The sequence below is a fragment of the Streptomyces netropsis genome, from assembly GCF_014203545.1.
Taxonomy (GTDB): Bacteria; Actinomycetota; Actinomycetes; order Streptomycetales; family Streptomycetaceae; genus Streptomyces; species Streptomyces netropsis.
The window spans coordinates 1-13119 of record NZ_JACHJG010000001.1; the positions used below are offsets into that span (position 1 = coordinate 1).

General features: G+C 72.7%; 9 protein-coding genes and 1 pseudogene. 9 read left to right on the plus strand and 1 reads right to left on the minus strand.

Annotation, left to right across the window (positions count from 1 at the left end; all coding sequences use genetic code 11):
- A pseudogene (locus FHS38_RS00005) lies at positions 1–185 on the plus strand (NAD-dependent malic enzyme); the annotation flags it as partial.
- 272 nt (positions 186–457) lie between these two features.
- On the plus strand, positions 458–739 hold the full coding sequence (locus tag FHS38_RS00010) for an HU family DNA-binding protein (RefSeq protein WP_184729387.1): 282 nt from the start codon (positions 458–460) through the stop codon (positions 737–739).
- A gap of 178 nt (positions 740–917) precedes the next feature.
- Here FHS38_RS00010 and murA read toward each other — a convergent pair whose 3' ends face one another.
- Positions 918–2264 carry a UDP-N-acetylglucosamine 1-carboxyvinyltransferase gene (gene murA, locus FHS38_RS00015; protein ID WP_130878078.1) on the minus strand — a complete coding sequence of 449 codons (1347 nt, stop codon included), beginning with the start codon at positions 2262–2264 and terminating at the stop codon, positions 918–920.
- A gap of 252 nt (positions 2265–2516) precedes the next feature.
- On the opposite strand from murA, the gene FHS38_RS00020 reads away from it, so the two are divergent.
- The 7 genes from FHS38_RS00020 to FHS38_RS00050 all read left to right on the plus strand — a co-directional run bounded on the left by FHS38_RS00020 (position 2517) and on the right by FHS38_RS00050 (position 13118).
- A complete protein-coding gene (locus tag FHS38_RS00020; RefSeq protein WP_184729389.1) occupies positions 2517–3161 on the plus strand; it encodes a YqgE/AlgH family protein in 645 nt (214 codons plus the stop codon).
- Between the two features lie 153 nt (positions 3162–3314).
- Positions 3315–3608 carry a DUF3039 domain-containing protein gene (locus tag FHS38_RS00025; RefSeq protein WP_130878076.1) on the plus strand — a complete coding sequence of 98 codons (294 nt, stop codon included), beginning with the start codon at positions 3315–3317 and terminating at the stop codon, positions 3606–3608.
- A gap of 283 nt (positions 3609–3891) precedes the next feature.
- Positions 3892–5193: an extracellular solute-binding protein gene (locus FHS38_RS00030; protein WP_184729391.1), complete on the plus strand. Its 1302-nt coding sequence runs from the start codon at positions 3892–3894 to the stop codon at positions 5191–5193.
- Complete coding sequence (locus FHS38_RS34790) at positions 5190–7133, plus strand: family 20 glycosylhydrolase (protein WP_221494453.1); 1944 nt, start codon at positions 5190–5192, stop codon at positions 7131–7133. The genes FHS38_RS00030 and FHS38_RS34790 overlap by 4 nt, the downstream gene beginning before the upstream one ends.
- Before the next feature lie 299 nt (positions 7134–7432).
- Positions 7433–8356 carry an FAD binding domain-containing protein gene (locus FHS38_RS00040; RefSeq protein ID WP_184729393.1) on the plus strand — a complete coding sequence of 308 codons (924 nt, stop codon included), beginning with the start codon at positions 7433–7435 and terminating at the stop codon, positions 8354–8356.
- Positions 8353–10767: a (2Fe-2S)-binding protein gene (locus FHS38_RS00045; RefSeq protein ID WP_229821915.1), complete on the plus strand. Its 2415-nt coding sequence runs from the start codon at positions 8353–8355 to the stop codon at positions 10765–10767. The genes FHS38_RS00040 and FHS38_RS00045 overlap by 4 nt, the downstream gene beginning before the upstream one ends.
- A 50-nt stretch (positions 10768–10817) precedes the next feature.
- Positions 10818–13118 carry a xanthine dehydrogenase family protein molybdopterin-binding subunit gene (locus FHS38_RS00050; protein ID WP_229821943.1) on the plus strand — a complete coding sequence of 767 codons (2301 nt, stop codon included), beginning with the start codon at positions 10818–10820 and terminating at the stop codon, positions 13116–13118.
- The last annotated feature ends 1 nt before the right edge of the window (position 13119 follow it).

The window sequence follows — 13119 nt, forward strand, 5'->3', positions numbered from 1 at the left end:
TCAACACGGACATGATGCTCGCCGCCGCCAGCGCCCTCGCGAACGTCGTCACCGAGGACGAGCTCAACGCGAACTACATCATCCCGAGCGTCTTCAACGACAAGGTCGCGGGTGCGGTCGCGGGCGCGGTCCGTGACGCCGCGAAGGCCGCCGGGGCGGCTGTGACGGGTACCACGACCGTCTGAGCACGGCGCGTCGCACGGCCCCGGGTTCGCCAGGCCCCCATAAGGTGGCGGGCAGAAATCAGCCGCAGAGATGCGGCCGTATCCGAGGCTGTGGCGCTTTCCGTGTGACTCTCCAGGGTGCCGGATTGGCTTTCCCGCCACTGGTGGGGGCAGGATGCGTAACTGGGCGCGAGGGTCTGGCAACAGACCCGGGTCCGGGGACTGTCCGAGGGCCCTGGCAGCATCGGCTTCGATCTCACGCCTCATTGGCAAGAAGAACACGGGAGTACAACATGAACCGCAGTGAGCTGGTGGCCGCGCTGGCCGACCGCGCAGAGGTGACCCGCAAGGACGCCGACGCCGTTCTGGCCGCCCTCGCCGAGACCGTCGGTGAGGTCGTCGCCAAGGGCGACGAGAAGGTCACCATCCCCGGCTTCCTGACCTTCGAGCGCACCCACCGCGCCGCTCGCACCGCTCGCAACCCGCAGACGGGCGAGCCGATCCAGATCGCTGCCGGTTTCAGCGTGAAGGTCTCCGCGGGCTCCAAGCTGAAGGAAGCCGCCAAGGGCAAGTAAGGCCTGAAGACGCCGAAAGGGCGGTCACCCCTGATGGGGTGACCGCCCTTTCGGCGTCCCTGCGGCCCTGTAAAGGCCATTACAGGCCCTTTCAGAGCCGCGAAAGCCCGTACGGCCCTCGCGGGGCTGTACGGGCTCTACGCGGCCTTACGGGCCTTACGGCCCGTCAGGTGATCCGTCAGGCGTGGTTGTGGTTGCCGTTCGGCAGTTCCACGTGCGCGCCGAGGTCCGCGAGCTTCGTCATGAAGTTCTCGTAGCCGCGGTTGATCAGGTCGATGCCGTGCACCCGGGACGTGCCCTGGGCAGCCAGCGCCGCGATCAGGTACGAGAAGCCGCCGCGGAGGTCGGGGATGACCAGGTCGGCGCCCTGCAGCTTGGTGGGGCCGGAGACGACCGCCGAGTGCAGGAAGTTGCGCTGGCCGAAGCGGCACGCCGAGCCGCCGAGGCACTCGCGGTAGAGCTGGATGTGCGCACCCATCTGGTTGAGCGCGGACGTGAAGCCCAGCCGCGACTCGTACACCGTCTCGTGGACGATGGACAGGCCCGAGGCCTGCGTCAGGGCGACGACCAGCGGCTGCTGCCAGTCCGTCTGGAAGCCCGGGTGGACGTCCGTCTCCAGGGCGATGGCGTTGAGCGGGCCGCCCGGGTGCCAGAAGCGGATGCCCTCGTCGTCTATCTCGAAGGCACCGCCGACCTTGCGGTAGGTGTTGAGGAAGGTCATCATCGAGCGCTGCTGGGCGCCGCGCACGTAGATGTTGCCCTCGGTGGCCAGCGCCGCGCTCGCCCAGGAGGCCGCCTCCAGGCGGTCCGGCAGGGCGCGGTGGTTGTAGCCGCCGAGCGAGTCGACACCGGTGATCCGGATGGTCCGGTCGGTGTCCATGGAGATGATCGCGCCCATCTTCTGCAGCACGCAGATGAGGTCCTCGATCTCCGGCTCCACGGCCGCGTTGGACAGCTCCGTGACGCCCTCCGCCAGCACGGCGGTCAGCAGCACCTGCTCGGTCGAACCGACCGAGGGGTACGGCAGGCGGATCTTGCAGCCGCGCAGCCGCTGCGGAGCCTCCAGGTACTGCCCGTCCTCGCGCTTCTCGATCGTCGCGCCGAACTGGCGCAGCACCTCGAAGTGGAAGTCGATCGGCCGGCCGCCGATGTCGCAGCCGCCCAGGCCCGGGATGAACGCGTGGCCCAGTCGGTGCAGCAGCGGGCCGCAGAAGAGGATCGGGATGCGGGAGGACCCGGCGTGCGCGTCGATGTCGGCGACGTTGGCGCTCTCCACGTGCGAGGGGTCCAGGACCAGCTCACCGGGCTCGTCGCCGGGGCGCACCGTCACACCGTGCAGCTGCAGCAGTCCGCGGACCACTCGCACGTCACGGATGTCGGGGACGTTCCGCAGTCGGCTGGGTCCGCTGCCGAGCAGCGCGGCGACCATGGCCTTCGGCACGAGGTTCTTCGCGCCGCGGACACGGATCTCGCCCTCGAGCGGGGTGCCGCCGTGGACAAGCAGTACATCGTCAGGGCCGGTCATGGATCTCGCGTTCCTGGAGTTGGGCAGGGGGCAAGAAGAAAGGGTAATGCGACCGGAGGGCCCTTCTGTTAGCCCCGGGGCCCTCTTGGTACGTCATGGCTTTGCAACAACACGCTGCGTTTATGGAATGGTCGCTACCGGTTATCGACGTGGTGGCCATTTTCATACCCATCTCATCCAACACGGGACAACCCCGGCTCCGGACTCGCCGTCCACTCCCCGAACCGGCCGGAAATGCGGGATCATGTGGCCATGACCGAGGTGTCCTCGCTCACAGGACGGCTGCTTGTCGCGACTCCGGCGCTCGCTGACCCGAACTTCGACCGCGCGGTGGTGCTGCTCCTCGACCACGACGAGGCGGGCTCCCTCGGGGTGGTCCTCAACCGCCCGACCCCGGTCGGCGTCGGCGACATCCTGGCGTCCTGGGCCACGCTGGCCGGCGAGCCGGGCGTGGTCTTCCAGGGCGGGCCCGTCTCGCTGGACTCGGCCCTGGGCCTGGGCGTGGTGCCGGGCGAGCCGCACGACCGCAGCAGCCCGGGCCTGAAGGCCGTCAGAGGAGTCTCGGGGGACACCGCCGAGGCCGACACGGTCGTGGCCGGCGACGGCCCACTCGGATGGCGCAGGGTCCACGGGGCCATCGGACTGGTGGACCTGGAGGCCCCGCCGGAGCTGCTGGCGGCGGCCCTGGGCAGCCTGCGGATCTTCGCGGGCTACGCGGGCTGGGGCCCCGGCCAGCTGGAGGAAGAGCTGATCGAGGGCGCGTGGTACGTGGTCGAGTCCGAGCCGGGGGACGTCTCCTCGCCGGACCCGGAGCAGCTCTGGCGGGCCGTGCTGCGCCGCCAGCGCAACGAACTCGCGATGGTCGCCACCTACCCGGACGACCCGAGCCTCAACTGACCGGCCCGGCTCCGGCGAGCCGCCCGCGCACCACCCTCGGACGGGCGTTTTCCGGCCACGGCCCCGGGTGTGTCGTACGGCTCATCAAAGGGAGGCGCGGCTGCCGGGCCGGGGCGGGGCCGGTGGCGTCCCACCCCAGTACTCTTGGAAACCATGAGCACTCTTGAGCCCGAGCGCGGGGCAGGGACCGGCACCCTCGTAGAGCCGACGCCGCAGGTGTCGCACGGCGACGGCGACCACGAGCGCTACGCCCATTACGTCCAGAAGGACAAGATCATGGAGAGCGCGCTCTCCGGTTCTCCGGTCGTGGCACTCTGCGGCAAGGTCTGGGTCCCCGGGCGCGACCCGAAGAAGTACCCGGTCTGTCCCATGTGCAAGGAGATCTTCGAAACCATGGGCCCCGGTGGCGACAAGGACAAGGGCGGCAAGGGCGGCGACAAGAAGTAGCCCGCCCCACCCCTTCTCCACGCCTGCTCCACGTCGGCGGGCTCACACGTCCACCGCCGGGTCGGTGACGGCCTTCGTACGGCCCCTGGGACGCGCCATCACGCGTCCCAGGGGCCGTACGCGTTGCACGGAGTGCTTCCGTCGATCACGAAGTGATCGCGGCACCCCGTGGACCGTGGCAGAACCCTTGTCGGGCCCGTTCGGCCGCCCATAACCTCCTCCCAATTGTGCAAAGCGAAACGCTCATTGCGTATGTTGCAACGCCAATCGGGAGGGGACCTCCATGCCGCTGTCCGCCCGCGTCACCGCCCCGGCGGTGCTCCTCGCGGCGGCCGGGCTCACCGCCGTCACCGCCTGCGCGCCCTCCACCTCCGTCACCGGCGCCCGGGGCGACGCACGGACCGGCACGCTGCGCGTCTGGCTCTTCCGGGAAGTCGACAACAAGCCCAAGGAGGCGGTGGCCCGCGAGGCCGTCGCCGCCTTCACCCGGAACCATCCGGGCGTCAGGGTCGACGTCGCCTACATTCCCGTCGACACCCGCGCCCAGCGGATCAAGGCCGCCTTCAACGACCCGAAGAGCGCACCGGACCTCGTCGAGTACGGCAACACCGACACCGCCGGGTACGTGCGGGACGGCGGACTCGCCGACGTCACCGCCGACCTCGCCACCTGGGCCGACGCCAAGGACACCGATCCGGCGGCCAAGAGGTCCGTGACCGTGGACGGCAAGCAGTACGGCGCGCCGCTGTTCGTCGGCGTCCGGGCGCTGTACTACCGCACCGACGTCTTCCGCGAGCTGGGCCTCAAGCCCCCGGGAACCCTGGCCGAGCTGGCCGCCACCGCAAGGAAGGTCCACAAGGAACGCCCCGGGCTCTACGGACTGGTGGTGGGCGGCGCGTACACCTACGGGGCCATGCCGTTCGTATGGGCGCACGGTGGCGACATGGCGGAGCGTCACGGACGCCGCTACGTCTCCGCCCTCGACGGCGACGCGGCGAAGAAGGGCATCAAGGCCTACACGGACCTCTTCGGCGACGACAACTGTCCCGTGAGCAAGTGCGCCCGGATGGGCGGCAACGACACCGTGCAGGCCTTCGCGTCCGGCAAGGCCGCCATGGCCATCGGCGGGGACTTCAGCCACCGGGCCGTCGAGAACGGCAAGGTCAAGGGTGCCTACGCGGTCGTGCCCCTGCCCGGTGTGCGACGAGGGCAGATAGCCCCGGCCTTCGCGGGCGGGAACAACCTCGGGGTACTCAAGAGCAGTGCGCACCGCACGCTCGCCGTGGACCTGATGAAGTCCCTGGCCGGCAAGCGCACCCAGGCCCGGCTCTTCGACGCGATGGGCTTCCTGCCCACCTACACCGACGTACGGCGGGAAGCCGCACGCCGGCAGCCCTTCGCCCTGCCGTTCGTGCGCACCCTCGCGGCGGGCGCGAGGTCGGTGCCCGCCTCGCCGGGCTGGGCGGCCGTCGACGCGGGCCAAGTGCTGCCGACCCTGTTCCAGGAGGTCGTGAGCGGCCGCGGAAGCGTCGACGCGGCGGCCGGGCGGGCGGCCCGGAAGATGAACGAGGCGTTCGCGAAATGAGCGCGCGGCAGCACGGCGCCGGGCGCTGGACACCCTGGCTCTACCTCGCCCCCGCACTCCTCGTCGTCGGCGGGCTGCTTCTCTACCCCCTCTACCAGCTGGGCCTGATCTCCTTCCTCGAATACACCCAGGCCCAGGTCAGCGGCGGCGAGCCCACCGCCTTCCGGGGCCTTGCCAACTACCGCGAGCTCTTCGCCGACGGCCAGTTCCGGCAGGTCCTCGCCGCCACCGTGGTCTTCGCGGCCGCCTGCGTCGCGGCCACCCTGGCCGTCGGCTGCGCCCTGGCCGTCCTCCTCACCAAGGTGCGCGCCCTGCCGCGCCTGGCGTTGATGCTCGCCGCGCTCGGGGCGTGGGCCACGCCCGCCGTCACCGGCTCGACGGTGTGGCTCTTCCTCTTCGACCCGGACCTCGGCCCGGTCGACAAGGCCCTGACCTGGGCGGGCCTGACCGGCTTCGACGGCTACGCGTGGACCTACGACCGCTACAGCGCCTTCGCGCTCGTACTGCTCGAGATCGTGTGGTGCTCGTTCCCCTTCGTCATGGTCACCGTCTACGCGGGCATCCGGGCGATACCGGGCGAGGTGCTGGAGGCGGCCGCGCTGGACGGGGCGTCCCAGTGGCGGACCTGGCGCGACGTCATGGCGCCGATGCTCCGGCCGATCCTGGTGGTGGTCACCATCCAGTCGGTCATCTGGGACTTCAAGGTCTTCACCCAGATCTACGTGATGACCAACGGCGGAGGCATCGCCGGGCAGAACATGACGCTGAACGTCTACGCCTACCAGAAGGCCTTCGCCTCCTCGCAGTACAGCCTCGGCTCGGCGATCGGAGTGGTGATGCTGCTGATCCTGCTGACCGTCACGGTCGGCTATCTGCGGCTGATGCGGCGGCAGGGGGAGGAGATGCGCGCGCGGACCAAGGTCGGCCACCGGGCGTCCCCGCTCTGGGACGAGCGGCCGCACGGCGGTTACTACACCCAGGACGACATGCGCGAGATCGTCGCCTACGCCGCCGGACGGCACATCACCGTCGTCCCCGAGATCGACATGCCCGGCCACTCGCAGGCGGCCATCGCCGCGTACCCCGAACTGGGCAACACCGACGTCATCGACACCGCCGCGCTCTCCGTCTGGGACACCTGGGGCGTCAATCCGAACGTACTCGCCCCCACGGACACGACCCTCGCCTTCTACGAGGACGTCCTGACGGAGGTTCTCGAAATCTTCCCCTCGCCGTTCGTCCACATCGGCGGCGACGAGTGCCCCAAGGACCAGTGGCGGGCCTCGCCGACCGCCCAGGCGCGGATCGCCGAACAAGGGCTGGCGGACGAGGACGAGTTGCAGAGCTGGTTCGTCCGCCACTTCGACCGCTGGCTCACCGAGCGCGGCCGACGCCTCGTCGGCTGGGACGAGATCCTGGAAGGGGGCCTCGCCGCAGGCGCCACCGTCTCTTCCTGGCGGGGCTACGCGGGCGGGATCGCCGCCGCCCGGGCCGGGCATGACGTCGTGATGTGTCCGGAGCAGCAGGTCTACCTCGACCACCGGCAGGCCGCCGGCGACGACGAGCCCGTCCCCATCGGCTTCGTCCGCACCCTGGAGGACGTCTACCGCTTCGAGCCCGTACCGCCCGAACTCGACGCCGCTCAGGCCGGGCGCGTCATCGGCACCCAGGCGAACATCTGGACCGAGGTCATGGAGAGCCGGCAGCGCGTCGACTATCAGACGTTTCCGCGCCTGGCCGCCTTCGCCGAGGTCGCCTGGTCCCGGCTCCCCGCCCCCGAGGCCCGCGACTTCACGGCCTTCGAACGCCGGATGACCGGCCACTACGCCCGGCTCGACGCCCTCGGCGTCGGCTACCGACCGCCCGGCGGCCCGCTGCCCTGGCAGCGGCGGCCCGGCGTGCTCGGACGCCCGATCGAGGGCGCGCCCCCAATCGTGTGAGGCACGCCGGAAGGTGACCGCCCGCGCGGTTCGCCCCTGGCACGGTGGTCCCCCTCATGTCCTCCACAGACTGCCGTAAGCCGCGCAAGGGTTCCCAATGGTGGCAATCCGCCTACAGCGGAGACATAGCCGAAAATCGGACCATCTCCCTGGCCGGGGACGGAACGGCGGTTCGCGGACCCTCGCGACGACGGACTCGGAAGATGTGCCAGAGTTGCCACGTCCGGGCTGTCAGCACGTACCGTACGGCGGGATCAGACGGGCAACAGCCGGGGACCACCGGGGAAGGGGCAGCTGGGTTGACCACGCACGCACCGCAAGCGGCGAACACGGTGACGTTGCCGGGCTCGCTCGATGAGGCCGTCGAGGCCCTCGCCGCCATGCCCGCCGCCGTGCCCGTCGCGGGCGGCACCGATCTGATGGCCGCCGTCAACTCCGGGCTGCTGCGGCCCGCCGCGCTCGTCGGCCTCGGCCGCATCAGCGAGATCCGCGGCTGGCAGTACCAGGACGGCCACGCGCTGCTCGGCGCCGGCCTCACCCACGCCCGGATGGGCCGACCCGACTTCGCCGCGCTGATCCCGGCGCTCGCCGCCGCCGCGCGCGCCGCCGGGCCGCCCCAGATCCGCAACGCCGGCACCCTCGGCGGCAACATCGCCTCCGCCGCCCCGACCGGCGACGCGCTGCCCGTGCTCGCCGCCCTGGAAGCCACCCTGATCGTGGCCGGTCCCGGCGGCTCGCGGCGCGAGATCCCCGTCGGCCACCTGCTCGCCGGCTTCGAGATGCTGGGGCCGGGCGAGCTGATCGGCTACGTCCGGGTGCCGCTGCTGCACGCCCCGCAGACCTTCCTCAAGGCCACCGGCCGTACGGGCCCGAGCCGGGCCACCGCGTCCGTCGCCGTCGTCCTGGACCCGGCCCGGCGCCATGTGCGGTGCGCGGTGGGCGCGGTCGCGCCCATGCCGCTGCGCCCTCTGGACGCCGAGGCCTGGGTCTCCTCGCTCATCGACTGGGACGGCGAGCGCACGCTCGCGCCCGAGGCGTGCGCCGCCTTCGGCGAGTACGTCGCGGCCGCGTGCATCCCGGACCCCGCGCCCGAGCCGGTCCTGGAGGCCGCACAGTCCCCGCAGCACGGGGAGCCGGGCACCACCCTGCCGCCCGCCGTCCTGCACCTGCGTCGTACGGTGGCGACTCTGGCCCGCCGAGCACTGGGGAGGGCACTCGCGTGAGTGACGAACAGCAGCGACACGCCCCGCCGACCGGGGAGAGCGGCTGGCAGCCGATCCCCCGCGGCGCGGAACTGGACGCGGAAGGCACGACGTTCGTGCAGCTTCCGCCCGAGCTCCTCGCCCACCCGGGCGCGGCGACCCAGGGCGGCTCCTGGGACCCGCTGGCCGCCCCCGGCACGGGCGGCTACACCCCGCCGCCGGCCGCGGCCTGGCAGCAGTCGGCGCCCGCCCAGCAGCCGGTGCACCCCACGCCCGCGCAGGCGCCGGACCAGTGGGCCACGCCCCACGCCTCCACGCATGCCGCGGACCACGCCGTGAGTCACGCGATGAACCACGCCGTGAACCACGCCGCGAATCACCCGGTGGACCATGCCGCGAACCCCGCCGTGAGCCACGCCGAGAACTCCGCCGTGCATCACGCCGCGAACCATGCCGCGAACCATGCCGCGCAGGAGCCGGTGCCGGTGGCGGCGGCCGGGGCGGGTGCGACGCAGGCACAGGACGCGGTTCCGGGGTCGTTCCCGGGCTCGGTTCCGGGTTCCGTTCCGGGCGTTCCGAGCTCGTCGGAGTGGCCGGTTCCGGCCGGTTCGTACGACTACGCGCAGGTTCAGCAGCAGGGGCACGCCCCGATCCACGAGCAGAGCCACGGTCAGCCGCAGGACTACGGGCACGTTCCGGCAGGTGGCGGCGATGACCCGCAGACCACGGCGCAGTGGCCCATGCCGTTCGCCCCGGGCGGGTCCGGCGAGCACGCCGGCGTCGGCGAGCCCGCCCACGCCACGCACCAGCAGGGCGGCTCGACCGGTCAGTGGACGGTCCCGGCCGTCGGGGACGACCCGGTCGACGAGTCCGGCGAGTACGCCCTCGGCAACACCGCCGACCCGCACGACACGGCGCAGTGGCCGGTACCGCACGCCGGGCCCGAAGAGGTCGTGAGCACCGACGCCTGGCACCAGCCGATGGCGGCCGTGGGCGCGGAGACCGGCTCGACGGGCCACTGGTCGATCCCGGCCGCGCCGGACGACACGGCGGACGAGTCCGGGGAGTACGCGCTGGGCGGCTTCGCGGGCGGGGTCCCGACGCCGGTCGACTCCGCGTTCCCCGGCGCCGCCGACGGACACGGGCCGTTCACCTCTCCGCAGCACGACACGCACGACACCGGAGTCACCGGTACGGGCGATCATCAGGCCGCACCGTGGACGCAGCCCGCTGCGGTCCCGGACGGCTCCCACCCCGCGCAGCCGCAGTTCGGCCACGACCCGGCCGACCGGCCGGTGAGCGCGGAGCCGCCGCACGCCGAGGGCCCGGCCGCTCCGGAGACGCCGGGTGCCCCGGTGCCGCCGGAAGGCGGAGCCGAGCACGCGCCGGCGCCGGAGGACGTTGTGCCCGGCGCCGGGACGGATCCCGCCGCCGCGCGTCAGGACGAGCACCCGCACGCCGAGCACGCGCAGCCGGGCCTGCCCGAGCAGCCGGGACAGGTCGAGCTGCCCGAGCAGTACGCGTCGGCAGCAGCGGAACACGCGCCGATCGAGCCGCAGTCGCAGTCGCAGTCGCAGCCCGTGTCCGAGCCCGAGTCGTCCGAATATCCGCAGGTAGCGGCGGATCTTCACCCCCTCGGCCGCGAGGCGGCCGACGAAACGGCCCCGGAAGCCGTTCCCCAGGCCGAAGGTCCGCGGACCGACGACCCGAGACCGGACGTCCCGCAGTCCGAAGCCGAGCAGGCGCCCCCGCTCGACAACCCGCACACCGAGCACCCCAACGCCTCGTACGTCCTGCGCGTCAACGGCACCGACAGGCCCGTGACCGACGCCTGGATCGGGGAGTCGCTGCTCTACGTCCTGCGCGAGCGCCTCGGCCTCGCCGGTGCCAAGGACGGGTGCTCGCAGGGTGAGTGCGGGGCCTGTTCCGTGCAGGTCGACGGGCGGCTCGTGGCGTCCTGCCTCGTGCCCGCCGCGACCGCCGCGGGCGCGGAGGTCCGCACCGTCGAGGGCCTGGCCGCCGACGGACAGCCGTCGGACGTCCAGCGGGCGCTCGCCGCCTGCGGGGCCGTGCAGTGCGGGTTCTGCGTGCCCGGGATGGCCATGACCATGCACGACCTGCTCGAGGGCAACCACGCCCCGACCGAGCTGGAGACCCGCCAGGCGCTCTGCGGCAACCTCTGCCGCTGCTCCGGCTACCGGGGGGTCCTCGACGCGGTCCGCCAGGTCGTCGACGAGCGCGCCGAGTCTGCCGCGGCCCAGGAAGCCGCCAACGAAGCGGCCGACGGCGCGGCGCAGGAGACGGCGTACGGAGCCGACCCCGGGGCCGGTCCCGGGACCGGCCAGGAACAGGCGTGGCCGGGAGCGGACCCGGCACGCATCCCGCACCAGGCGGGCCCGCACGACGGTGGCAGCGGAAGGGCAACGGCATGACTGGAATGGGCGGCTCGGCCGGAGCGGCCGGAATCCCCGATCTCCCGGGGATGGCCCCTTCCGCACCCGCCACTCCCGCCGAGCCCCCGACGCACGGCCTCGGCGTCTCGCTGCCGGCCGCCGACGCGGCCGCCAAGACCCAGGGCGTCTTCCCGTACGCCGCCGACCTGTGGGCCGAGGGCCTGCTGTGGGCCGCCCTGCTGCGCTCGCCGCACCCGCACGCCCGGATCGTCTCGATCGACACGTCGGCCGCCGCCGCGATGGCGGGCGTCCGGGCCGTGATCACGCACGCGGACGTCCCCGGCGACGCGGCCCACGGCCGCGGGGTCGCCGACCGGCCGGTCTTCGCGTCGGAGCTGGTGCGCCACCACGGCGAGCCGATCGCCGCCGTCGCCGCCGACCACCCCGACACGGCCCGGCTCGCCGCGGCGGCCATCGCCGTGGAGTACGAGCTGCTGGAGCCGGTCACCGACCCCGAGCAGGCGTTCGCGGCCGAGCCGCTGCACCCCGACGGCAATCTGATCCGGCACATCCCGCTCCGCTTCGGTGACCCGGAGGTGACCGGCGAGGTCATCGTCGAGGGCCTGTACCGGATCGGGCGCCAGGACCCGGCCCCCATCGGCGCCGAGGCCGCGCTCGCCGTGCCGCGCCCGGACGGCGGCGTCGAGATCTACACCGCCTCCACCGACCCGCACGCCGACCGCGACCTGGCCGCCGCCTGCTTCGGGCTGGCACCGGAGCGGGTGAAGATCGTCGTCACGGGCGTGCCGGGCGCGATGGGCGACCGCGAGGACCCGGGCATCCAGCTGCCGCTGGGCCTGCTGGCGCTGCGCACGGGCCACCCGGTCAAGCTCGCGGCGACCCGCGAGGAGTCCTTCCTCGCCCACCCGCACCGCCACCCCACACTGCTGAGGTACCGTCACCACGCCGACGCCGAGGGCAAGTTGGTGAAGGTCGAGGCGCAGATCCTGCTGGACGCGGGCGCCTATGCCGACTCCTCCGCCGAGGCCCTCGCCGCGGCAGTCTCCTTCGCCTGCGGCCCGTACGTCGTCCCGCACGCCTTCGTCGAGGGATGGGCGGTACGGACCAACAACCCGCCCTCCGGCCACGTCCGCGGTGAAGGCGCCATGCAGGTGTGTGCCGCGTACGAGGGCCAGATGGACAAGCTCGCGGCCCGGCTCGGCATCGACCCCGCCGAGATCCGGCTGCGCAACATCATGGCCACCGGCGATCTGCTGCCCACCGGTCAGACCGTGACGTGCCCGGCCCCCGTGGCCGAACTCCTGCGTGCGGTACGGGACTTCCCGCTGCCCGCCCTGCCGCTGGACGACTCCGAGGCGGACTGGCTGCTGCCCGGCGGCCCCGAGGGCGCCGGCGAGCCCGGCGCGGTGCGGCGCGGCGTCGGCTACGGCGTCGGCATGGTCCACATGCTCGGCGCGGAAGGCGCGGACGAGGTCTCCACCGCGACGGTCAAGGTCACCGGTTCGGTCGCCACGGTCATCTGCGCCGCGGTCGAGACGGGCCAGGGCTTCAGCACCCTCGCCCGCCAGATCGTCCAGGAGGTGCTCGGGCTCGAAGAGGTCTACGTCGCGCCCGTCGACACCGACCAGCCGCCCTGCGGCCCGGCCGCGCACGGCCGCCACACCTGGGTATCCGGCGGTGCGGTCGAACGGGCCGCGCGGATGGTGCGCACGCAGCTCCTCCAGCCGCTGGCCCACCAGTTCGGCATGTCCCACGAGCTGCTGACGATCGCCGACGGCAAGATCACGTCGTACGACGGGGTGCTCAGCACGACCGTCGCGGAGGCCCTGGACGGCAAGGAACTCTGGGCGACCGCCCAGTGCCGCCCCCACCCGACCGAGCCGCTGGACGACACGGGCCAGGGCGACGCCTTCGTCGGCCTCGCCTTCTGCGCCGTGCGCGCGGTCGTCGACGTCGACGTCGAGCTGGGCTCGGTGCGCGTCGTGGAGATGGCCGTCGCCCAGGACGTCGGCCGGGTCCTCAACCCCCGCCAGGCCCACGCCCGGATCGAGGCGGGCATCACCCAGGGCATCGGCGCGGCCCTCACCGAGAACCTCCGCACCAACGGCGGCCTCGTCCGCCGCCCCGACCTCACGGGTTACTCCCTGCCCACGTCGCTCGACACCCCCGACATCCACATCGTGAAGCTGGTCGAGGAACGCGACGTGGTCGCCCCCTTCGGCGCGAAGGCCATCAGCGCGGTCCCGGTCGTCACCTCCCCGGCGGCGGTGGCCGCGGCGGTACGGGCGGCGACGGGCCGCCCGGTCAACCGACTGCCGATCCGGCCGCAGTCGGCGGTGTCCTCGAACGCCGGCGGGCTCGGCGGCTGAG

What these genes read in the sequence shown, in the direction of transcription:
- FHS38_RS00025 (WP_130878076.1), top strand. Translation starts at nt 3,315, where the DNA reads ATGAGCACTCTTGAGCCCGAGCGCGGGGCAGGGACCGGCACCCTCGTA.
- FHS38_RS00030 (WP_184729391.1), top strand. Translation starts at nt 3,892, where the DNA reads ATGCCGCTGTCCGCCCGCGTCACCGCCCCGGCGGTGCTCCTCGCGGCG.
- FHS38_RS00050 (WP_229821943.1), top strand. Translation starts at nt 10,818, where the DNA reads ATGGCCCCTTCCGCACCCGCCACTCCCGCCGAGCCCCCGACGCACGGC.
- FHS38_RS00020 (WP_184729389.1), top strand. Translation starts at nt 2,517, where the DNA reads ATGACCGAGGTGTCCTCGCTCACAGGACGGCTGCTTGTCGCGACTCCG.
- FHS38_RS00010 (WP_184729387.1), top strand. Translation starts at nt 458, where the DNA reads ATGAACCGCAGTGAGCTGGTGGCCGCGCTGGCCGACCGCGCAGAGGTG.
- FHS38_RS34790 (WP_221494453.1), top strand. Translation starts at nt 5,190, where the DNA reads ATGAGCGCGCGGCAGCACGGCGCCGGGCGCTGGACACCCTGGCTCTAC.
- murA (WP_130878078.1), bottom strand. Translation starts at nt 2,264, where the DNA reads ATGACCGGCCCTGACGATGTACTGCTTGTCCACGGCGGCACCCCGCTC.